Raw genomic sequence first — 20068 nt, 5'->3', positions numbered from 1 at the left:
TCCAGCCTAAGGCACCCGAACCCATGTCAAATCGAGCCTCGGTGGGGTGGCTGCGGGTCCGTTGGGGGTGGGTTGGTGGGGTTGTTGTGGGTGGGGGGTGGGGAGTGGTGGTTATTGCATTGGGGGGCGGGAGGCGGCTAGGCGGAGCCACTTGACCAGGATGACGACGACGGCGACCACGGCGAGGATCAGGCCGATGCCCGGGCCCGGGCCGGGGTGGTGGCCGGTGGTGGTTTGGGTGGTCCAGATCGACAGCACGCCAGCGACGGAGGCGGCGAAGGAGGAGAGCGCGCACACCCAGGCCAGGGCCCAGCGGCGCACGGCCAGGGTCAGTGCCGGCAGCAGAACGCCCACGACCACGGCCGCGTAGGCGAACACGCGGGGCAGGCCGGGGCCCTCGCCGGTCAGGATGGACAGGCCCGTCGTGCCGTCGACCCACGGCAGGATCAGCGAGACGAGGATGGCCAGGGCGGCGATGGCGATGGTCAGCGCGCCGGCGCCGGGGTCGAAGCGGCGGGCCGCCGAGCGGCCCACGTCGTCGATCTCCTCGCGCAGGCCGGCCAGGTCGTCCGGCTCGTTCTGGCTCATCCGACCGAGCACCCGCCGACCGCCGCGGGCAGGGGGGCGGGCTTGCCGAAGGTCGGCAGGCCCAGGGTCACGCCCGGCGTCTTCGGGGTGACGCCCGCTTCCGAGCGGTCGCCCGCCTTGGTCCGGCGGTGCGACAGGAGCGGGCCGTCGGCGATCAGGTTGTGCGGCGCGCCGTAGGTGACCACGGTCTCCACGACGTCGCCCGGGCGGACGGGGGCGTCGCCCGGGGTGAAGTGGACCAGGCGGCCGTCGCGGGCGCGGCCCGTCATCCGGTGGGTCTCGGCGTCCTTGCGGCCCTCGCCGGCGGCGACCAGCAGTTCGACCCGGCGGCCGACCTGCTCGCGGTTCAGCTCGTGGGCGATCTCGTTGACCAGGGCGACCAGTCGGTCGTAGCGCTCCTGCACGACCTCCTTGGGGAGCTGGTCGGGCAGCTCGGCGGCGGGGGTGCCGGGGCGCTTGGAGTACTGGAACGTGAACGCGGAGGAGAACCGCGCCTGGCGGACGACGTCCAGCGTGGCCTGGAAGTCCTCCTCCGTCTCGCCGGGGAAGCCGACGATGATGTCCGTGGTGATGGCCGCGTCCGGCATGGCGGCGCGCACCTCGTCCAGGATGGACAGGTACTTCGCGGTCCGGTAGGAGCGGCGCATCTCCTTCAGCACGCGGTCCGAGCCCGACTGCAGCGGCATGTGCAGGGAGTGGCACACGGCGGGCGTCTCGGCCATCGCGGCGATCACGTCGCCGGTGAAGTCCTTCGGGTGCGGCGAGGTGAACCGGACCCGCTCCAGGCCCTCGATCGCGCCGGTGGCGCGCAGCAGCTTGCCGAACGCGTACCGGTCGCCGAACTCGACGCCGTAGGAGTTCACGTTCTGGCCGAGCAGGGTGACCTCCAGCACGCCCTGGTCGACGAGCGCCTGGACCTCGGCCAGCACGTCGCCGGGCCGGCGGTCCTTCTCCTTGCCGCGCAGCGACGGCACGATGCAGAACGTGCACGTGTTGTTGCACCCGACGGACACCGACACCCAGCCGGAGTAGGCCGAGTCGCGGCGCGCGGGCAGCGTGGAGGGGAAGGTCTCCAGCGAGTCCAGGATCTCGACCTGGGCCTCGCGGTTGTGCCGGGCGCGTTCGAGCAGCACGGGCAGCGAGCCGATGTTGTGCGTGCCGAAGACCACGTCCACCCACGGCGCGCGCTTGACGATCTCGCCCTGGTCCTTCTGCGCGAGGCAGCCGCCGACGGCGATCTGCATGTCGGGGTTCGCGGACTTGGCAGGCGCGAGGTGGCCGAGCGTGCCGTAGAGCTTGTTGTCGGCGTTCTCCCGCACGGCGCAGGTGTTGAAGACCACGACGTCCGGCGTGGCGTCGCCCGTCGCGGGCGTGTAGCCCGCGTCCTCCAACATGCCGGCCAGGCGCTCGGAGTCGTGCACGTTCATCTGGCAGCCGAACGTGCGGATCTGGTAACTGCGAGTCACTGCACCTAGTCCTTCCGTCGGCTCCAGCGTAGAGCGTGGACGTGCGACGATGCGCAGGTGTCGGGAAGGCTGGTGCGGTTGCGCGCGGTCGGGGTCGTGTTGGCCCTGGCCACCCTGTTGTCGACGGCGTGCGGCGACGACTTCGACCAGGTCCGGCTGACCATCGCGGCCGGCAGCCCCGGCGGCGTCTACCACGGGCTGAGCGTGGTGCTGGCCGACGCGTGGACGCGCGACCCGGGCATCCCGCGCCCGGAGGTGGCGAGCACGGCGGGCTCGGTGGACAACCTCGACCGGTTGCGGTCGAACCAGGCGCAGGTCGGGTTCTCCGCGGCCGACGCGGCGGAGGAGAAGCAGAAGGCCGAGGGCGGGCACAAGCTGTACGCGCTGGCCCGCATGCACGACGACTACCTCCAGCTGCTCGTCCGGGACGACGTGCCGGCGACCAAGCTGGCCGACCTGAAGGGCCTGCGGGTGAGCGTGGGCGCGCGCGACTCCGGGGTGTGGCTGATCGCGCAGCGGCTGCTGAAGTCGGCGAACATCTCGCCGGAGACCGACCTCAAGGTGCGGTACATGGACCTGCCGACCAGCGCGGACGCCATGCGGGACGGCGCGCTGGACGCGTTCTTCTGGTCCGGCGGCGTGCCGACCGACCGGGTGGCGACGCTGGCCTCGACGGTGAAGCTGCGCATGCTCGACCTGGGGGACGTGCTGCCGGAGCTGCGCCGGGCGTACCCGGTGTACGGGTCGGCGACCCTGCCCGCGTCGGCCTACCAGCAGCTGGAGGGGGGTCCGGTGGTCACGCTCGTGGTGCGCAACTTCCTCCTGGTCAACGACACCATGGCCGACGACGTGGCCGAGGGGCTGGTGAGGGGCCTGTTCGCGGCCCAGCCCGCGCTCGTCGCGGCGAGCCCGGTGGCCAGGTCGATAGAGGTCAGGTCCGCGATCGAGACGACACCGATCGAATTGCACCCCGGCGCGATGCGCTATTACCGGGACGTCAAGGTTTAACGCCGGAACCGTCATTCCCCCGGTGGAAACCCCACGCCTGGCGGCTCGCCCAAGTCGGGGTCAAGCGGTCTTTTCCCGATCCTCGCGGGTACTAGGCCGTCAGTGTGACGACAAGCGCGGGACCAGGAAGGACCGCGCGGAATCCGGTAGTCGAAACGGGGATCTCCCATGTCCGTTCATTCGGCACGCGCGCGTTTGTGCGCGGCATCTTCTCCATTTTTACCCGATTGGGCCGATGCGCTCGCACGGGGGTGGTCGTCGCGGTGCTCGCCGTGGTCGCGGGCACCGGTTTCGACGTTTCGCCCAAATGGCCGACCCGCGTCCAGGTGTTCGTGGCCAACAGCGGTTCGGACAACGTGACGGTGTACGACACGCGCCTGGGCGAGGTGGTGGCCACCATCGGGGTCGGCGACTACCCGACCGGCGTCGGCGCGCACCCGTCCGGCCACCGCGTGTACGTCGCGAACGAGTCGTCCAACACCGTGTCCGTGATCGACACCCGCACCCGTTCGGTGGTCGCCACGGTCCCCGTCGGGGCGAACCCGTTCGGCGTCGCGGCCACGCCGACCCACGCCTACGTGACGAACTTCGGCTCCCACGACGTCACGGTCTTCGACACCGCGACGAACGCGCCGGTGAAGACGATCCCGGTCGGGCGGTTCCCGCACAGCGCGGTCGCCGCCCCGGACGGCTCCCGCGTGTACGTGACCAACAACGGCAGCGACAGCGTCACGGTCATCGACCCGACGGCGCAGGCGCCCGTGCAGACGATCCCGGTCGGGGTCTTCCCGTCCGGCATCGCCATCTCGTTCGACGGCAAGCGGCTCTACGTCGCCAACACCGGCGACGACACGGTGACCGTGATCGACACCGGCGGCAACCGGCCCACCGCGACGGCCAAGGTCGGCAACGCGCCCCTCGGCGTGTCGGTCACCCCCGGCGGCCGGGTCCACGTCGCCAACACCGGGTCCGACACGGTCAGCATCCGCGGTCCCACCGGCAAGCTCCTCGACACGGTGAAGGTGCAGCGCATGCCCGAGGGCTCCGCGGCCGCGCCCGACGACAGCTTCGTCTACATCACCAACACGGGGTCCGACACGGTGTCGATCCTCGACGCGGAGAGCGGCAAGCCCGCCGGCTCGTTCGGCGTGGGCCGGCAGCCCGAGGGCGTGGCCGTGACGTCCTGACCGGTTCAGACCGGTTCAGACCGCCGGGAACTCGACGGTCACGCACAGGCCGCCGCCCTCCGGTGACTCCAGCCGCACGGAACCGTCCACGCGTTCCACGATCTGCCGCACCAGCGCGAGCCCCAGGCCGGAGCCCTGCACGTTCTGGTGCGCGGGGCTGCGCCAGAACCGGTCGGTGGCGCGTTCCAGCTCGTCCGGCGCGAGGCCGGGGCCCTCGTCGCGCACCGAGAGCCGCACGACGCCGTCGCGCCGGCGGACGTCCACCCGCACCAGCGTGCCGTCGGAGGTGAACTTGAGCGCGTTGTCGAGCAGCGCGTCCAGCACCGTCTCCACGCCGCGCGGCGGCACGAGCGCCCGGCCCGCGGGCTCGCCGTCGAGCACGAGGTGCACCTCGCGGGCCGCGGCGGCGGGCTGCCAGGCCGACAGGCGGCCCGCCACCGCGCGGTCCACGTCCACCGGCACCGGGTCGACCGACGGCGCGCCCGCCCGCGCCATGGACAGCAGCTCGTCCAGGATCCGGTTGAGCCGGTCGGCCTCCTCCAGGGCCGCCGCCTGGTGCGCGACGCCCTCGCCGGTGACGTGGCCCTCCAAATTGGACAGACGGAGCTTGAGGGCGGTCAGCGGGTTGCGCAGCTGGTGGGAGGCGTCGGCGACGAACGCGCGTTGCGCCGCCAGCACGTCGCCCACGTTCGCGGCCATCTGGTCGAACGACCGCGACAGCTGCCGCAGCTCCGGCGGCCCGTCCGACGATCCGACCGGCTCCACCGGCTGCCCGGACACCACCGCCGCCAGCAGCCGCCCGGTCGCGTCGTCCAGCCGGCGCACCGGCCGCAGCGTCCACCGGACCAGCGGCAACGCCGCGAACACGCCGACCGCGAGCACCAGCGTGCTCGCCGCCAGCAGCACCGACCACCACAGCAGGATCTCGGCCCGCGTCTTCGACGTCGGCGAGAACGTCACCACCGCGCCCCGGACCTCGCCCGCCTCCAGCACCGGCCCGGCCAGCACCAGGTCGGTCGACTCCCACGGCATGACCTGCTCCGGCGCGACCGGCTGGCGGCCCGCCAGCGCGCCGCGCACCAGGTCGGCCGCCTCCGGCCCGGACACGTCCACGCCCGGTGACGACGCGGCCACCACGCGCCCGTCCGTGTCCACCAGGGCGACGCGGATCCCGTACAGCTCCTCGTAGCGGGCCAGTTCGGCTTCCAGCACCTCCGGCTGGTCGTCGATGAACGGCCGCTGGGCCACGGACGCGAAGCGCGTCGTGTCGGTCAGCCGGTCCAGGAACATCTCCTGCTGCTCGGTCTGGGCCACGCCCCGCCCCAGCGGGACGCCCATGCCGACCAGCACGAGCACGACCAGCGTCAACACGATGCCCAGCAGCCGCGACCGCACTCAGCCCCCGCCCAACCGGTACCCGACCCCGCGCACCGTCTCCAACAACGAGGGCCGCCCGAGCTTGGTCCGCAACGTGGCCACGTGCACGTCCAGGGTCCGGTTGGCCCCCGCCCAGGTGCGCCCCCACACCTCGGCCAGGATGCGCTCACGGGTGCACACCGCGCCACCCGCGGCCACCACCAGCGCCAACACCTGGAACTCCTTGCGCGACAGCGCCACGGGTTCACCCGCCACGGTGACCTCGTGCCGGGCGAGGTCCACCCGCACGTCGGCGACCTCGAACACCTCGGTGCCGGTGCCGCCCGCGCCGACCGGGTCGCCGCGCCGCCGCCGCACCGCGTGCACCCGCGCCACGAGTTCGCCCACGTCGTAGGGCTTGACCAGGTAGTCGTCCGCGCCGGCGTGCAGGCCGAGGATCCGGTCGTCGATCTCGCCGCGGGCGGACACGACGATGATCGCCACGTCGCTCGCCGCGCGGATGTGCCGGCACAGCGTGACACCGTCCACATCGGGCAGGCCCAGGTCGAGCAGCACCACGTCGACGCCTGTCAGCCGATCGAGTGTCCCCCGACCGGTCGCCTGTCGGTCTACCGTGAAACCGCGCCTGGTGAGCGCCGGCACCAGCGCTTCCGCCACGCGGTCGTCGTCCTCGACCAACAGCACCCGCACCGTGGAGCCTCCCGATAAGTGTCGCCACCCTGTGACAGAGTTGAGACCCTAAGTCTTGCTCAACCGCCTGGACTGGTGTGGGGATTCACACCTAGGTTTCCGCCATCGCTCAGGAACCCCTACTGGAGGACTGATGACCGCCGCCACTCCTGCCCCGCCGATGATCCGGATGGCCGGCGTGGACAAGTTCTTCGGGCCCCTGCACGTGCTCAAGAACGTGTCGCTGGAGGTCCCGAAGGGGCAGGTCGTCGTGGTGCTCGGGCCGTCCGGCTCGGGCAAGTCCACGCTGTGCCGCACGATCAACCGGCTGGAGCCGATCGATTCCGGGGTGATCGAGGTGGACGGCCAGCCGCTGCCCGCCGAGGGCAAGGAGCTGGCCCGGCTGCGCGCCGACGTCGGCATGGTGTTCCAGTCGTTCAACCTGTTCGCCCACAAGAGCATCGTCGACAACGTGATGCTCGCGCCGGTGAAGGTCCGCAAGACCCCCGCGGCCGAGGCCCGCAAGACCGCCATGGAGCTGTTGGAGCGGGTCGGCATCGCGAACCAGGCGGAGAAGTACCCCGCTCAGTTGTCGGGTGGGCAGCAGCAGCGCGCGGCGATCGCCCGCGCCCTGGCGATGCGCCCCAAGGTGATGCTGTTCGACGAGCCGACCTCAGCGCTGGACCCCGAGATGGTCCAGGAGGTGCTGGACGTGATGACGACGCTGGCCAAGGAGGGCATGACCATGCTCGTGGTCACCCACGAGATGGGCTTCGCCCGCAAGGCCGCGGACCGAGTGATCTTCATGTCCGACGGCGAGGTCGTCGAGGACTCGACGCCGGAGGAGTTCTTCTCCGCGCCGAAGTCCAACCGCGCGAAGGACTTCCTTGGCAAGATCCTGACCCACTGAAGTCCCACGACCGCGGCGCTGAGCCTGGCGCCGCCACACCCGAAACAAGAGCAGGAGAAGGACGATGAGGGTTCGCACCCTTGCGGTGGCGCTGCTGGCCGGCGGCCTCGCCCTGACGGCATGCGGCAAGGAGGGTGGCCCCGGCGACTCCCCGGCCACCTCGCAGCAGGTCGCCAGCGACGTGACGGTGGAAGGCTCGCCGACGTTCGACAAGATCAAGGCCCGCGGCAAGGTGATCATCGGCGTCAAGGAGGACCAGCCGGGCCTGGGTTACAAGGACCCGACCACCGGCAAGTTCACCGGCTTCGACATCGAGATCGCGAAGCTCGTCGCGGCCAAGCTCGGCTACGGCGACGACAAGATCGACTACAAGGCGATCCCGTCGGCCGGCCGCGAGCAGGCGCTGATCAACGGTGACGTGGACTACTACGTCGGCACCTACACGATCAACGCCAAGCGCAAGGAGCAGGTCGGGTTCGCCGGGCCGTACTTCACCGCGGGCCAGGGCCTGCTGGTGAAGAAGGACGACAACTCGATCACCGGCCCCGAGACGCTCAAGGGCAAGAAGGTCTGCTCGGTGACCGGCTCCACCCCGATCCAGAAGGTCAAGGCCGATGGCCTGACCGAGCCGGAGAACATCGTCGAGCTGCAGAACTACTCGCAGTGCGTCGAGCAGCTGGAGCAGGGCGCCATCGACGCCGTCACGACCGACGACGCGATCCTGAAGGGCTACGCCTCGCAGTCCCCGGAGACGCTGAAGGTCGTGGGCAAGCCGTTCTCGAACGAGCCCTACGGCATCGGCCTGGCCAAGGACGACAAGGCGCTGCGCGACAAGATCAACGACATCCTCGAGGCCGCCATCAACGGCGGTGAGTGGCAGGCCGCGTACGACGCCACCCTCGGCAAGTCCGGCTCCACCTCCGAGAAGCCCGTGATCGACCGCTACTGACGTGCCACCGCGGCCGGCCGTCGGCGTCCCCGGCGGCCGGCCGCACCACACCACCCCACCTAGCCGAGGAAGCCGATGGACGTCCTGCTCGACAACCTCGACCTGTACGGGCCCGGGTTCCTCAACACCGTCGAGCTGTTCCTGATCTCCGCGGTCGGGTCGCTGGTGTTGGGGACGATCCTGGCGATGCTGCGGGTCGCGCCGGTCCCCGTGATGCGCGCCATGGGCGCGGCCTACGTCACGATCCTCCGCAACACCCCGCTCACGCTGGTGTTCTTCTTCTTCGCCTTCGCGTTCCCGCTGCTCAAGATCGTGGACGCGGACACCTTCGGCGGGTCGGCGGCCAGTTACTACTTCAACGCCGCCCTCGCCGCGCTGATCCTCTACACGGCCGCGTTCGTGTGCGAGGTGGTGCGGTCGGGCATCAACACGGTGCCGGTGGGGCAGGCGGAGGCGTCCCGCGCGCTGGGGCTCACGTTCGGCCAGATGCTGGGGTCCGTGGTGCTGCCGCAGGCCACCCGCGCCGTCGTGCCGCCGATGATGAGCACGATGATCGCGCTGCTGAAGAACACCACCATCGCGGCGGGCTTCTCGGTGTTCCAGGCGGGCTCCATCAGCCTCAACCTGTCCGAGCGCGGTGAGAACCAGCTGATCGGCCTGCTCTGGGTCGCGGCGTTCTTCGTGGTGCTCGTCATCCCCATGACCCTGCTGCAGCGCAGCCTCGAGAAGCGGTGGAGCATCGCCCGATGAGCTCGGTCCTGTTCGACGTCCCCGGGCCCCGGGCCCGGCTGCGCCACCGCCTCTACGCGATCCTCGGCATCGTCGTGCTGGTCGCCGTGATCGGCTTCGTGCTCTACCGGTTCGCGGAGAGCGGGCAGTTCGACGGCGCGAAGTGGTCGTGGATCCAGTACGAGAAGGTGCAGCTCGACCTGATCGACGCGCTGGTCAACACGCTCAAGGCGTTCGCCGCGGGCGCGGTGCTCGCGCTGCTGTTCGGCGCGGTGTTCGCGGCCGGCCAGCTCTCCGACCACAAGGTCATCCGCGTGCCGTCGATGGTGGTCGTCGAGCTGTTCCGCGCGGTGCCGCTGGTCGTGCTGATCTTCGTGTTCCACTACGGCCTGTCGCTGGGCGCGCCGTTCTACTCGGTGGTGCTCGGCCTGACCCTCTACAACGGCTCGGTGCTGGCCGAGGTGTTCCGCGCCGGCGTGCTGTCCCTGCCACGCGGGCAGAGCGAGGCCGCCTACGCGGTGGGCATGCGCAAGACCCAGGTGATGGTCCACGTGCTGCTGCCGCAGGCGGTGCGGGCGATGCTGCCGGCGATCATCAGCCAGCTGGTCGTGCTGCTCAAGGACACCGCCCTCGGCTTCCTGATCACCTACAACGAGCTGCTGTACTACGCCCGCTACCTGGGCAGCATCTTCGAGTTCGGCCGACCGCTGGTGCCCGTCACGATCGTGGTGGCCGCGATGTACATCGTGATGTGCCTGCTGCTGACGTGGCTGGCGACGTACCTGGAGAAGCGCAACCGGCGCGACAAGAAGGTCGTCGCGCTGGACAAGAAACCGGCCGAGGACGTCGTCGCGGCGGCCGTCTGACCGCGCACGGGATCGACTGGAGGGGGAGTGCCGGACGGCACTCCCCCTCGTCGTCCGTCGTGCTTTCGCTTAGTACCGCAGCAGCGCGCCGACGCCCTCGCGCAGACCGGTCACCTCGGTGACCACCACCTGCGCGCCGGTCGCGGCGGCGGCGGTGCCCAGGGCCTCGTCGGCCCGGTGCTCGCCGACGTGCTCGACCCCGAGGCCGCGCAGCTCCTGCTCGCGCAGCGCCAGCTGCGCCGGGTCGTCGCCGGACCACACGGTGCGGTCGCCCAGCGCCGGGTCCGTCACCAGCAGCGCGGCCACCTTCGCCTCGCGCAGCGCGGCCACCACCGGGGCCAGGCCCTGCACCGCGCGGCCGTCCGGGCGGCCCGCCTCGGCGGTGAACTCCTCCACCACGTCGTTGTCCAGGTCGAACTGGTACTGGGCCACCAGCGACTGCACGGCGTGGTCGAACGCGGCGTCGTCCGCGCCCTCGGCCAGCGTCGCGCCCTCGACCTCGACCAGCACGTCGCGGCACCGGGGGCTGAGCTGCTCGCGCACCTCGGCCCGGGCCTGCACCTCGCCGCCGAGCACCAGCAGCCGGGCGTCCAGGCCCGTGACCAGCCGGTCCACCTCCTCGGCGACCAGCGCCGCGTTGCGCTTGGCGTTCTCCTCGACCGCGTTCTGCATCCGCCGGTGCGACCACCCGCCGCCGCGGACCTTGTGCAGCGGGTGCTCCTCGCCCCGGACCTCGTCGTGCACCTCGCCGGTGCGCTCACCCCGCCCGTCGTACCCGTGCAGGTCCGCGCCCGCCCGGTCGACCAGCACGACCACGTGCGGCACGGCCGGTTCCATCCAGGTGGCCAGCGGCAGCACGTGCGGCAGGTCCGACCAGCGGGCGGTCTCGACGGCCGGCGGGCGGGGCAGCACGCGGTCCAGCAGCAGCGTGCCGTGCGCCGCGATCAGCGCCCGGCCCGACTTGCCGGGCACCGGCGTCAGCACCGCCTCCTGCAGCGCGTCGAGCGTCGCGTCGTCCGCGCCCTGTCGCGCCAGGTCCTCGCGCACCCCGCGCCAGCGCAGCTCCATGGCCTTGGCCGCGTCCTCGGTGTCGTGCGAGGCGTCCAGGTAGACCGACGCGAACGGGCCGCGTTGCCTGACCAGCTCTCCCAACGAAGACATGTCCATTGGCCTCGGCTACCCGATCGCGCGCCGCGTAACCTCGTGGGCATGGTGGACGAACCGGGCGCGATCGCCAAGGCGCAGCAGAACGCCGTCGACCACCTGCTGAGGGTCGGCATCGACGGTTTCGGGCCGTTCAAGGGGGCCCGGCAGATGGCCGTGGAGGCGCTGGAGAAGGGGCTGACGCCGGAGGAGGCGGTCCGGCACCTGATCCGGACGCACGTGGCGGCGGCGGGCGTGCAGGGGTTCGCCACGAACGTGGGCGGCCTGATCACGCTGCCGATCACGCTGCCCGCCAACCTGACCGCGTCCTACCTGGTGCAGACGCACCTGATCGCCTCCATCGCCGCGGTGCACGGGCACGACCTGCGCAGCGACGAGGTGCAGACGGCGATCCTGGTGTGCCTGCTCGGCAACGCGGGGACGGAGCTGCTGAAGAAGGCGGGCATCCGGGTGGGCTCGCGGCTGACCATGAACCTGATCGAGCGCATCCCCGCGCAGCTCATCCGCGAGATCAACAAGCGGGTCGGGTTCACCCTGCTGGCCAAGTACGGCACCACCCGGGCGACCGTCACGCTGGCCAAGGGCGTGCCGCTGGTCGGCGGCGTGATCGGCGGCACGTTCGACGCCGTCACGACCCGCGCGGTGGGGGCCTTCGCGTCCCGCTTCTTCGCCGACCACGACCAGCCGCCGGCCGTGGTGGACGGCACCGTGATCGACGGCGAGGTCGTGGACGTCCGCGAGTGAGTGGCTCCAACGCCTTTGACCAGGAGTTTTACGCACCGTTCCGCCCGCCGCGCGGGGGGCGGAACGGTCGGGTTCGATAAATCGGTTGGCGTCGCCGTCCGCCCGCGCTAGGGTTCGGCTCATGTTCTTCCAGATCTACCTCTGAGGACTCTTCCTCCACCGCGCCGCACCGGGCTCGTAGCCGTGCCGCGCGCTTCTCCTGGTGGCCTTAGCGGCTCTTCACGACCCTGTCGACGCACGGGTCGAAGCCTTTTGCACGCCTCGAACACCGAGGAGGCGATCGCATGCCCACCATGCGCAACGAACCGCCACACGACGGTCAGCCGACCAACCGCGCCGCCCGCCGCGGCGCCCGCTCGTCCGGCGCGGTGCAGCCGCGCTTCGGCGGCGGCCCGGCTGTCGTCAACCCGCGCCGGTACGCCATGCGGCGTCGCTGACCGGCGACCCGCACCACCCTCAGGAGGTAGACATGACCACTCAGGACGTCCCGCCCGTCGAGGACGGCGAACCCGACCGGCCGGAGGCCACCGAGGTCCCGCTCAACCGCGCGGCCCGGCGCGGTCACGCCAACAAGAACGCCGGCGTGCAGAAGGTCCCGGGCCGCCCGCACCAGAACGCGTTCGTCGGACGGCGCGTGTTCCGGCGGATGAGCGGCGGCTGATCGGCTGAACAGGGCGGTCCTCCGGGCGCGCGATCTATCGGTCGCGTGCCCGGAGAACTAGCCTGAACTGGGTAGCACCGGGTCCGGCGGAGATCGGGAGGCGCCCATGAGGATCGCTGACGTCCTGCGGAACAAGGGTTCGGACGTGGCCACGGTCGCGTCGGCGGCATCGGTGGCGGACCTCGTCGCCGCGCTCGCCGAGCACAACGTCGGGGCGATGGTCGTGCTCGGTCCCGAGGGCGGTATCGCCGGGATCGTGTCGGAGCGCGACGTCGTGCGCCGGCTGCACGACCGGGGCGGCGACCTGCTGGGCGCCCCGGTGTCGGAGATCATGACCAGCGAGGTGTTCACCTGCGCGCCGCACGACCCGGTCGACAGCCTCACCGTGCTGATGACCGAGCGGCGCATCCGGCACGTGCCCGTGGTCGACCACGGGCGGCTCGTCGGCATCGTCAGCATCGGCGACGTGGTCAAGAGCCGGATCAGCCAGCTGCAGGAGGACCAGCAGCAGTTGACGGCCTACATCGCGCAGGGGTGACCGCCGGCCGCGCGGGCGCCCCCGGGGTGTCCGCGCGGACCCGTCAGCCGACCCGGCCGCGCCGGTAGTGCCTGCTCACCCTGGCCCGGTTGCCGCACGACGGCTTGCACCACTCCTGCCTCGGGTGGGCTTTGACGAAGTACCGGATGCACCGCGGCGCCGGGCAGGCGCGCAACTGCGCCCGCGCGCCACTGGCCAGGAACTCGATCGCGGCGGTCGCCAGCGTCGCCAGCAGCCGGTCGCCGTCGTCGGCGGAGTCCAGGTGGCGCAGCCGCGGCTCGTCGTCCCACTCCAACCGCGCCGCCCGCGGCACCCGCGCGGCGGCCGCGTTCACGATCTCCAGCGCGCGTTCGAAGTCCATCAGGTGCGGCGAGTCCATGCGTTCGACCGCGTGCGAGGCCCGCGCGAACAGCGACCGCACCGCCCACCGCAGCTCCACCACGCGCAGGCGCAGGTCCTCGTCCGCCTCGACGCCCGACCACGCCGTGACGCCCTCCGGGGTGGCCAGGTCGTCCGTGAGCCCGCCGTGCCCGTCGTGCCGGACCGTGCTCGCGAACTCGAGTGCCAGTGCCACCCGGCCCAGTCTAGTGATAGGTTCCCTAACGGACTGAGGCCAACAAACCATTAGGGGGAGTCGTGACGATCCAGGACCGCGCGCTGGAGGCCCACCGCGAGCTGGCCGCCGTGATCGAGGACCTCACGGACGAGCAGGTGGCGCAGCCCTCGGTGCTGCCCGGCTGGACGCGCGGCCACGTGCTGGCCCACCTGGCGGGCGTCACCGCGGGCCTGGCCGGGCAGGCGGAGAACGAGGGCAGGAACGTCGAGGTCTACCCCGGCGGGCGGCCCGCCCGGGACGCCGCGATCGAGGCGAACGCCGGGCGCACCGCCGCGGAGCACCGCGCCGCGATCGCCGAGGCCGCCGCCCGGCTCGCGAAGGCGTGGGCCGGCGTCCGGGACTGGGACTCCCCGGTCTTCTACCGCGACGGCACGCTCACCGACACGGCGTACGCGGTGTGGCGCGAGGTCGTCATCCACACCCGTGACCTGGACCTCGGACCGGTCACCTGGACGCCCGAGTTCTGCGACCACGCGGTCGGGTACCTGGCCGAGCGGGTGCCCGAGGGCATCCGGCTCACGCTCCGGGCGCCGGACCGGCGGTGGACGGTCGGCGAGGGCGAGGACGTCACCCTGACCGGCTCCGCCACCGACCTGGTCGCGTGGCTGGCGGGCCGCGAGCCGGACGGGCCGGTCACCGGCGAGCGGCCCGAGCTCAAGCCGTGGCCGTAGACCGCACGGGCAGCTCCAGCCCGAACTCCTCGCGGAGCACCCGATCCCGCTCCCGGGGGGTCAGGCCGCGCTTGGCCACGGCGCCGTCCGGGCGGGTCTCGGTCAGCTCCAGGTCGGTGAGGTTGTGGCGGGCGTGGTCGTCGGTGCGCTGCACCAGCAGCCTGCCGACGAACGGCGACGCCGGGTGGTTGGCCAGGTAGTAGCTGACGATCTCGTAGTCGGCGCGCGTGCGGGCGTCCTCGGTGAAGTCGTACAGCGGCAGCCAGCCGCCGTTCTGGAACGACCGGAGCGTCCACACGCCGTCGGCGTGGTCCAGCCGCAGCGTCCAGTCGCCCTGGCGCTCGGACGCGCCGTCGACCAGGGGCAGCGGCTCCAGCAGCCCGCCGCCGCCGAAGCCGACGTCGACCAGCCAGCGCCGGTCCACGCGCAGCACGGCGTGCGTGCGGGGGAGGTCGCCGGTGCGGCCGAGCAGGACGCGCGCGGCGAGCCCTGTCACCTCGTGACCGAGCCGTTCGAGCACGGCGGCGAACAGCAGGTTCTGCTCGAAGCACCACCCGCCGCGCCGCCGGGCCACGAGCTTGTCCTGCAACGACGGCACGTCCAGCGCGATCGGCACGCCGTCGCGCACGTCGGCGTTCTCGAAGCAGATGGCGGCCAGGTGGGCGCGGTGCAGGCCGCGCAGCGTGGTCGCCGGGTCGGCGGCGGGGTCGGGGGTGAAGGAGACGCGGTCGAGGTAGGCGTCCAGGTCGAGGAGTTCACCATTCCACACCAGGACAGCATGTCAGCCCGGCCGGCGCGTAGATTCGGGAGAATGCTGCACGAGCTGGCGGAAGCCACCCGGGGCTTCCTCGACCTGCTGGACGACGCGCAGCGCGCGGCCGCCCTGCGGAGCATGGCGGACGACGACCTGCGCACCCGATGGGCGTACACACCGGGTCCGCGACCGGGCGCGTGCTACGGCGACCTCACGCGTGACCAGCGCAAAGCCGTGCACCGGTTGCTGTCGTGCGTGCTCAGCCCGCACGCCTACGCGCAGGCCACCGCGATCATGGCGTTGGAGGACGTGCTGGACGACCGCGAGGGCGGAACCCGCGACCGGCACCAGGGCGACTTCTGGACCGTGCTGCTGGGCGAGCCGGGCGACGAGCCGTGGGGGTGGCGGATCGAGGGCCACCACCTGTCGGTGAACGTCGTGGTGGCCGAGGGCCGCGTGTCGGCCACGCCGCTGTTCCTCGGCGCGCACCCGGCCCGCGTCACCTACCGGGGCCGCACGGTGTCGCAGCCGTTGCGGCTGGAGGAGGAGTTGGCCCGCGAGCTGCTGGACCGGATGGGCCGGACGGCGCGCGGGTTGGCCGTGGTCGCCGACGCCCCGCCGGCGGACCTGAGGACCGGCACCGCGCGCCGGGTCGGCGAGCCGGACCCCGTCGGGGTGACGCCCGCGCAGCTCGACCGGTCGTCCCGGGGGCTGCTGGTCGGGCTGGTGCGCTACTACCTCGACCGGCTGACCGGCGACCTGGCCGACGAGGAGTTCGACGCGCTGGACCTCGACCGGCTGCACTTCGCGTGGGAGGGCTCGGACAAGCGCGGCGCGGGGCACTACTACCGCATCCAGGGCCCGGAGCTGCTGATCGAGTACGACAACACGGACAACGACGCCAACCACGCGCACACGGTGTGGCGGCGGCGCTCCGGGGACTTCGGCGAGGACCTGCTGGCGGCCCACCGGGCGGCGGTGAGCCACGGGTGACGCCCGAGGAGGCCATCGCGGAGCAGGAGCGGCTGCGCCCGCTGGTGTCCACGCGCACGGACCCCGGGCTGGTGGTGCGGCACGTCGCCGGGCTCGACGTGTCCTACGCGGACGACGACCGGCTCGCGGCGGCGGTCGTGGTGTTGGAGGCGGAGACGTTGCGGACGGTCGACTCGGCCGTGGTGACGGGTCGGGCGGAGTTCCCGTACGTGCCCGGGCTGTTCGCGTTCCGCGAGCTGCCGCCGCTGCTGGAGGCGGTGGAGCGGCTCACCGTGACGCCGGACCTGCTGGTGTGCGACGGGCAGGGGTTGGCGCACCCGCGCCGGTTCGGGCTGGCCTGCCACCTCGGCGTGGTGACGGACCTGCCGAGCCTCGGCGTGGCCAAGACGCCCATGGGGCCGTACGCCATGCCGGACGACGCGCGGGGCGCGCACACCGACCTCGTGGACGACGGCGAGGTCGTGGGGCGGGCGCTGCGGACGCGGGAGGGCGTGAAGCCGGTGTTCGTGTCCGTGGGGCACCGCATCGACCTCGACCGGGCGTGCGCCGAGGTGCTGCGGCTGTGCGTGACGCGGCTGCCGGAGACGACGCGGCGCTCCGACGCGCTGGGCCGGGCTCAGCTCAGGTAGGCCAGCTCCGGGTGCCGCCGGACGTAGGTGTCCAGCAGGCTCCGGGCCGTGGCCACCGAGTCGACCAGCGGGTGCAGCGCGAACGCCTTGAGGGCGGCCGCGCGCGTGCCCTCCATGACCAGCCGGTCCACGGCCTTGACCGACGTGACGAGACCCGCCGCGTGGTCGGGCAGCGGGCTCACCGGCAGCGGGCGCGCTCCCGCCGCGTCCACCTCGCACGGCACCTCGACGACCGCCGTGTCGTCCAGGGTCGACAGTGTGGAGCCGTTGGGCACGTTGAGGATCAGCGTCGTCGTCCCGTTGTCCGCGATGGCGCGCATGAGCGCCATGGCGACGTGCTCGTACCCGCCGCCTTCGAGGGTGTCGCGCTCGCGTTCCTGGGCCATGTAGGTGGCCTCGCGCTCCAGCCGCGTGGTCTCCCAGTCCACTTCGCCGTCGTAGAACCGCCGTTGTTGGTCGAGCAGGAACGCACCGCGGTTGTCACCGAGCGCTTCACGGGTCGAGTAGTAGTAGTGCAGGTACTCGTTCGGGATGACGCCGAGCGCGCGCAGCCATTCCGCGCCGAAGAGCCGCCCTTCCTCGAAGCCCTCCAGAGCCCGGTCGTCGGCCAGCAGGGTCGGCAGCAGGTTCTCCCCGCCCACGTGGACGCCCTGCAACCAGCCGAGGTGGTTGAGGCCCGCGTAGTCGAACGTCGGCTCGTCCGGGTCGAGGCCCAGCGCGCGGGCGGCGCGGCGGCACAGGCCCACCGGCGAGTCGCAGATGCCGATGACGCGGTCGCCCAGGTGGCGGGCCATGACCTCGGTGACGAGCCCGGCCGGGTTGGTGAAGTTCACGACCCACGCCCGCGGCGCGACCTCGGCGATCCGCCGCGCGAGCGCGTCGGCCACGGGCGCGGTGCGCAGGCCGTACGCGATGCCGCCCGCGCCGACGGTCTCCTGGCCCAGCACGCCGTGCGCGTGCGCCACCTCCTCGTCGATCGCGCGCCCGGCCAGGCCACCCACCCGGATCGCGGAGAACACGAAGTCCGCGCCGCGCAGCGCCTCGTCCAGGTCGGTGGTGGCGGTGACCGGCGGGCCGCCGCGCAGCACCCGGCGGATCGCCTCCAGCCGGCGCGCGTCCACGTCGTGCAGCACGAGTTCGGTGATGTGCTCGTCCAGCGCCTTGTGCACGAGCGGCACGCGGAAGCCGCCGCCGCCCAGGATGACCAGCCTCATGCGTGCCATCCTGCCCGGGCCTGCAAGATCACGAAGGCCGCCGTGCGCCGGTGCGGCTCGCGGTGGGCGTGGGCGACGAGGGTCCGGGCGCAGGACCGCGCCGTGATGGTGGCGGGCACCGGCGCGGGGCCGAGCCCGGACGCGGTCGCCACGGGCGCGGCGGAGGGCTGCCCGGTGCGCCCGGCCGGAGGCCCCGCGCCGCGCGGGCGGCGTCGGCGGAGGGCATCGCCGCGTTCGACCTCGGCGGCGCGGCGGGAGCGCGGCCGGGCGGCGCGTCGCGCGCGTGCACAGGTCTCCGCCGCTGGTCAAGGGGCCGATCGTCGGGTCTTGATCTCTGTCCACAGTGGACTCGGACCGCCCTTGACAGGGGTGGTGGCGCGGGGGATGGTCAGCGCCAAACCTGTCCTACACATGATGGGGGTTCGGTCGTGAAGGGTGCACGGAGAGCCGCGGTGCTCGCCGCTCTGGTGACGCTGCCGCTGGGGGTGACCCCGGCGGTGGCCGGCGCCGCGGCGGAGGGGCCCGTGTTCGTCGGCGGCGAGGCGCAACCCGTCTTCGACCCGAAGGACGTGGTGCGCGAGAGCCTGTGGGTGCGCGCCCCGGTCGACAGCGACCGGGACGGGCGCGACGACGAGGTCTACACCGAGGTCGTGCGCCAGAAGGCCACCGACCGCGGGCTGAAGGTCCCGGTGGTGTTCTTCAACAGCCCGTACTTCTCCGGCGGCAACGACGTGGCCAACCACGACGTCGACGTGGAGCTGTACGTGCCGAACCGCCGCGGCGGGTACGACAAGCGCGACGGGTCGCTGCTCAAGGCCGAGGCGGACGAGCGGATCGCGGCGGCCGTGGGGCCCAACCCGGGTCCGATCCGGTCCGGCCGCTACGAGGACTACTTCCTCGCCCGCGGCTTCGCCATGGTGTACGCCGAGTCGCTGGGCACCGGCCAGTCGACCGGCTGCCCCACCTCGGGCGGGCGCAACGAGACCATCGGCTCGAAGTCCGTGGTCGACTGGCTCAACGGCCGCGCGACCGCGCGCGACGCCGCGGGCGCGCCGGTCGTGGCGGGCTGGACCACCGGCAAGGTCGCCATGATGGGCGTGTCGTACAACGGCACCCTGCCCAACGCCGTCGCCGCGACCGGCGTCGAGGGCCTGGAGGCGATCGTGCCCATCGCGGCGATCTCCAGCTGGTACGACTACTACCGGGCCGACGGCGCGGTGGTCGCGCCCGGCACGTTCCAGGGCGAGGACCTCGACGTGCTGGCGGAGTACGTCTACACGCGCGCGGACCGGGAGATCTGCAAGCCCGTGATCGCCGACGTGGCGGCCCGCCAGGACCGCGTCACCGGCGACTACAGCCCGTTCTGGGACGAGCGGAACTACGTCAAGGACGCGTCCAAGGTCCGGGCCGCGGTGCTCGCCGTGCACGGGCTGAGCGACTGGAACGTCAAGGTCAAGCACGTGGCGCAGTGGTACGAGGCGCTGCGGCGGCACGGCGTGGAGCACAAGATCTGGCTGCACCAGTCCGGGCACACCGACCCCGACACGCTGCGGTCGGCGGAGTGGCGGCGCACGGTCAACCGCTGGTTCAGCCACTACCTGTACGGCGTGGACAACGGCGTGGAGCGCGAGCCCAAGGCCACGATCCAGCGCGAGGACAAGACCACGTGGGTGGACGAGGCCGACTGGCCCGCTCCCGGCACGTCGACCGCGCGGGTCTACCCGTGGGCGGGCGGCTCGGAACGGGGCGCGCTGCGGTTCCAGCAGGTGCCCGGCACCGCGGTGGTGGAGTCGTTGCGCGACGACGCGACCAAGCTCGCCGAGGACCTGATCGACCTGCCCGGCTCCGGCAACCGCCTGTCGTACGCGACCCGGCCGACGTCCGAGCCGGTGCGGTTCTCCGGCACGGCGCGGGTCGACCTGGCGCTGTCGTTCGACCGGCCCGCGGCCAACGTGACCGCGTTGCTGGTGGACCGGGCCCCGGACGGCACGTCCCACGTGATCACGCGCGGGTGGACCGACCCGCAGAACCGGGTGTCGCCGTCGCGCACCAAGCCGATCGAGCCCGGCAAGCGGTACCGGGTCGAGGTCGAGCTGGAGCCGAACGACTACGTGGTCCCGGCTGGTCACCGCGTCGAGTTCGTGCTGATCTCTTCTGACCACGACTACACGTTGCGGCCGGCGCCGGGCACGGGCCTGTCGCTCGACCTCACCGCGACGGTGGTGGAGCTGCCCGTGGTCGGCGGGGTCGCCGCGTTGCGCCGATCGGTGGGTTAGAAAGTAATCCACGAAGCGTCTACTCGGAAAGTCTTCCACTGAACGGTGCGGGTGTGGTC

General features: G+C 72.2%; 22 protein-coding genes. 14 read left to right on the top strand and 8 right to left on the bottom strand.

The genetic code is table 11. The features are described 5' to 3' along the window. Positions 1–111 precede the first annotated feature (111 nt). Together ACWEFJ_RS32690 and miaB are read right to left on the bottom strand one after the other, a co-directional pair. On the bottom strand, positions 112–588 hold the full coding sequence (locus ACWEFJ_RS32690) for an Rv2732c family membrane protein (RefSeq protein WP_449716095.1): 477 nt from the start codon (positions 586–588) through the stop codon (positions 112–114). Continuing rightward, positions 585–2054, bottom strand: coding sequence for a tRNA (N6-isopentenyl adenosine(37)-C2)-methylthiotransferase MiaB (gene miaB, locus ACWEFJ_RS32685; protein ID WP_378090962.1), 1470 nt, complete (start codon positions 2052–2054; stop codon positions 585–587). The genes ACWEFJ_RS32690 and miaB overlap by 4 nt, the downstream gene beginning before the upstream one ends. A gap of 57 nt (positions 2055–2111) precedes the next feature. Between miaB and ACWEFJ_RS32680 the strand changes: the two genes are divergently transcribed. Together ACWEFJ_RS32680 and ACWEFJ_RS32675 are read left to right on the top strand one after the other, a co-directional pair. Beyond that, positions 2112–3062, top strand: a complete 951-nt coding sequence (locus tag ACWEFJ_RS32680) for a TAXI family TRAP transporter solute-binding subunit (RefSeq protein ID WP_378090964.1) — start codon at positions 2112–2114, stop codon at positions 3060–3062. Between the two features lie 227 nt (positions 3063–3289). Beyond that, the gene (locus ACWEFJ_RS32675) at positions 3290–4249 is read left to right on the top strand and encodes a YVTN family beta-propeller repeat protein (RefSeq protein ID WP_449716094.1); all 960 of its coding nucleotides are present in this window, start codon (positions 3290–3292) and stop codon (positions 4247–4249) included. A 15-nt stretch (positions 4250–4264) separates the two neighbouring features. On the opposite strand, the gene ACWEFJ_RS32670 is transcribed toward ACWEFJ_RS32675, so the two are convergent. After that, entirely contained in the window at positions 4265–5644 is a 1380-nt protein-coding gene (locus ACWEFJ_RS32670) for a sensor histidine kinase (RefSeq protein WP_449716093.1), read from the bottom strand. Beyond that, on the bottom strand, positions 5645–6316 hold the full coding sequence (locus tag ACWEFJ_RS32665) for a response regulator transcription factor (protein ID WP_378090970.1): 672 nt from the start codon (positions 6314–6316) through the stop codon (positions 5645–5647). It abuts the gene before it with no gap. Positions 6317–6476: 160 nt separating this feature from the next. Here ACWEFJ_RS32665 and ACWEFJ_RS32660 point away from each other — a divergent pair, with 160 nt between their 5' ends. The 4 genes from ACWEFJ_RS32660 to ACWEFJ_RS32645 all read left to right on the top strand — a co-directional run bounded on the left by ACWEFJ_RS32660 (position 6477) and on the right by ACWEFJ_RS32645 (position 9749). Then, the gene (locus tag ACWEFJ_RS32660) at positions 6477–7205 is read left to right on the top strand and encodes an amino acid ABC transporter ATP-binding protein (protein ID WP_378091039.1); all 729 of its coding nucleotides are present in this window, start codon (positions 6477–6479) and stop codon (positions 7203–7205) included. Between the two features lie 64 nt (positions 7206–7269). After that, positions 7270–8154 carry a glutamate ABC transporter substrate-binding protein gene (locus ACWEFJ_RS32655; RefSeq protein WP_378090972.1) on the top strand — a complete coding sequence of 295 codons (885 nt, stop codon included), beginning with the start codon at positions 7270–7272 and terminating at the stop codon, positions 8152–8154. Between the two features lie 75 nt (positions 8155–8229). After that, positions 8230–8904, top strand: a complete 675-nt coding sequence (locus ACWEFJ_RS32650) for an amino acid ABC transporter permease (protein ID WP_449716092.1) — start codon at positions 8230–8232, stop codon at positions 8902–8904. Further along, positions 8901–9749: an ABC transporter permease subunit gene (locus ACWEFJ_RS32645; protein WP_378090976.1), complete on the top strand. Its 849-nt coding sequence runs from the start codon at positions 8901–8903 to the stop codon at positions 9747–9749. Before ACWEFJ_RS32650 ends, ACWEFJ_RS32645 begins: the two co-directional genes overlap by 4 nt. Before the next feature lie 69 nt (positions 9750–9818). Here ACWEFJ_RS32645 and ACWEFJ_RS32640 read toward each other — a convergent pair whose 3' ends face one another. Beyond that, complete coding sequence (locus ACWEFJ_RS32640; protein ID WP_449716091.1) at positions 9819–10910, bottom strand: Rv2629 family ribosome hibernation factor; 1092 nt, start codon at positions 10908–10910, stop codon at positions 9819–9821. 48 nt (positions 10911–10958) lie between these two features. Between ACWEFJ_RS32640 and ACWEFJ_RS32635 the strand changes: the two genes are divergently transcribed. The 4 genes from ACWEFJ_RS32635 (at position 10959) to ACWEFJ_RS32620 (ending at position 12856) form a co-directional block, all read left to right on the top strand. Further along, the gene (locus ACWEFJ_RS32635) at positions 10959–11657 is read left to right on the top strand and encodes an EcsC family protein (protein WP_378090980.1); all 699 of its coding nucleotides are present in this window, start codon (positions 10959–10961) and stop codon (positions 11655–11657) included. A gap of 284 nt (positions 11658–11941) precedes the next feature. After that, positions 11942–12094: a hypothetical protein gene (locus tag ACWEFJ_RS32630; RefSeq protein WP_378090982.1), complete on the top strand. Its 153-nt coding sequence runs from the start codon at positions 11942–11944 to the stop codon at positions 12092–12094. 32 nt (positions 12095–12126) lie between these two features. Next, complete coding sequence (locus tag ACWEFJ_RS32625; protein WP_378090984.1) at positions 12127–12318, top strand: hypothetical protein; 192 nt, start codon at positions 12127–12129, stop codon at positions 12316–12318. A 106-nt stretch (positions 12319–12424) separates the two neighbouring features. Further along, positions 12425–12856 (top strand): CBS domain-containing protein, encoded by a 432-nt coding sequence (locus ACWEFJ_RS32620; RefSeq protein ID WP_378090986.1) that lies wholly within the window; start codon positions 12425–12427, stop codon positions 12854–12856. 43 nt (positions 12857–12899) lie between these two features. On the opposite strand, the gene ACWEFJ_RS32615 is transcribed toward ACWEFJ_RS32620, so the two are convergent. Then, positions 12900–13430, bottom strand: a complete 531-nt coding sequence (locus tag ACWEFJ_RS32615) for a CGNR zinc finger domain-containing protein (RefSeq protein ID WP_378090988.1) — start codon at positions 13428–13430, stop codon at positions 12900–12902. Between the two features lie 62 nt (positions 13431–13492). On the opposite strand from ACWEFJ_RS32615, the gene ACWEFJ_RS32610 reads away from it, so the two are divergent. Then, on the top strand, positions 13493–14143 hold the full coding sequence (locus tag ACWEFJ_RS32610; RefSeq protein WP_378090990.1) for a maleylpyruvate isomerase family mycothiol-dependent enzyme: 651 nt from the start codon (positions 13493–13495) through the stop codon (positions 14141–14143). Here the strand turns inward: ACWEFJ_RS32610 and ACWEFJ_RS32605 are convergent. Then, positions 14127–14912, bottom strand: a complete 786-nt coding sequence (locus tag ACWEFJ_RS32605) for an arylamine N-acetyltransferase family protein (protein ID WP_378090992.1) — start codon at positions 14910–14912, stop codon at positions 14127–14129. The two genes, ACWEFJ_RS32610 and ACWEFJ_RS32605, sit on opposite strands and share 17 nt — an antisense overlap. A 42-nt stretch (positions 14913–14954) precedes the next feature. Here ACWEFJ_RS32605 and ACWEFJ_RS32600 point away from each other — a divergent pair, with 42 nt between their 5' ends. Next, a complete protein-coding gene (locus ACWEFJ_RS32600) occupies positions 14955–15890 on the top strand; it encodes a DUF3500 domain-containing protein (protein WP_449716090.1) in 936 nt (311 codons plus the stop codon). Then, a complete protein-coding gene (locus ACWEFJ_RS32595; protein ID WP_378090996.1) occupies positions 15887–16519 on the top strand; it encodes an endonuclease V in 633 nt (210 codons plus the stop codon). Before ACWEFJ_RS32600 ends, ACWEFJ_RS32595 begins: the two co-directional genes overlap by 4 nt. On the opposite strand, the gene ACWEFJ_RS32590 is transcribed toward ACWEFJ_RS32595, so the two are convergent. After that, positions 16507–17733, bottom strand: coding sequence for a 6-phospho-beta-glucosidase (locus tag ACWEFJ_RS32590; protein ID WP_378090999.1), 1227 nt, complete (start codon positions 17731–17733; stop codon positions 16507–16509). The two genes, ACWEFJ_RS32595 and ACWEFJ_RS32590, sit on opposite strands and share 13 nt — an antisense overlap. A gap of 428 nt (positions 17734–18161) precedes the next feature. Here ACWEFJ_RS32590 and ACWEFJ_RS32585 point away from each other — a divergent pair, with 428 nt between their 5' ends. Beyond that, positions 18162–20009 (top strand): Xaa-Pro dipeptidyl-peptidase, encoded by a 1848-nt coding sequence (locus ACWEFJ_RS32585; protein WP_378091001.1) that lies wholly within the window; start codon positions 18162–18164, stop codon positions 20007–20009. The last annotated feature ends 59 nt before the right edge of the window (positions 20010–20068 follow it).

This window comes from Actinosynnema sp. NPDC004786 (assembly GCF_053601135.1).
Note: the sequence above shows the minus strand (reverse complement) of the source record. Positions and strands in the feature narration are given on the sequence as shown.

Excerpts from the sequence above, each read along its gene's own strand:
- ACWEFJ_RS32650 (WP_449716092.1), top strand. The coding sequence starts at position 8,230 with ATGGACGTCCTGCTCGACAACCTCGACCTGTACGGGCCCGGGTTCCTC.
- ACWEFJ_RS32660 (WP_378091039.1), top strand. The coding sequence starts at position 6,477 with ATGATCCGGATGGCCGGCGTGGACAAGTTCTTCGGGCCCCTGCACGTG.
- ACWEFJ_RS32655 (WP_378090972.1), top strand. The coding sequence starts at position 7,270 with ATGAGGGTTCGCACCCTTGCGGTGGCGCTGCTGGCCGGCGGCCTCGCC.
- ACWEFJ_RS32620 (WP_378090986.1), top strand. The coding sequence starts at position 12,425 with ATGAGGATCGCTGACGTCCTGCGGAACAAGGGTTCGGACGTGGCCACG.
- ACWEFJ_RS32600 (WP_449716090.1), top strand. The coding sequence starts at position 14,955 with ATGCTGCACGAGCTGGCGGAAGCCACCCGGGGCTTCCTCGACCTGCTG.
- ACWEFJ_RS32590 (WP_378090999.1), bottom strand. The coding sequence starts at position 17,733 with ATGAGGCTGGTCATCCTGGGCGGCGGCGGCTTCCGCGTGCCGCTCGTG.
- ACWEFJ_RS32640 (WP_449716091.1), bottom strand. The coding sequence starts at position 10,910 with ATGTCTTCGTTGGGAGAGCTGGTCAGGCAACGCGGCCCGTTCGCGTCG.
- ACWEFJ_RS32635 (WP_378090980.1), top strand. The coding sequence starts at position 10,959 with ATGGTGGACGAACCGGGCGCGATCGCCAAGGCGCAGCAGAACGCCGTC.
- ACWEFJ_RS32625 (WP_378090984.1), top strand. The coding sequence starts at position 12,127 with ATGACCACTCAGGACGTCCCGCCCGTCGAGGACGGCGAACCCGACCGG.
- ACWEFJ_RS32645 (WP_378090976.1), top strand. The coding sequence starts at position 8,901 with ATGAGCTCGGTCCTGTTCGACGTCCCCGGGCCCCGGGCCCGGCTGCGC.
- ACWEFJ_RS32630 (WP_378090982.1), top strand. The coding sequence starts at position 11,942 with ATGCCCACCATGCGCAACGAACCGCCACACGACGGTCAGCCGACCAAC.
- ACWEFJ_RS32690 (WP_449716095.1), bottom strand. The coding sequence starts at position 588 with ATGAGCCAGAACGAGCCGGACGACCTGGCCGGCCTGCGCGAGGAGATC.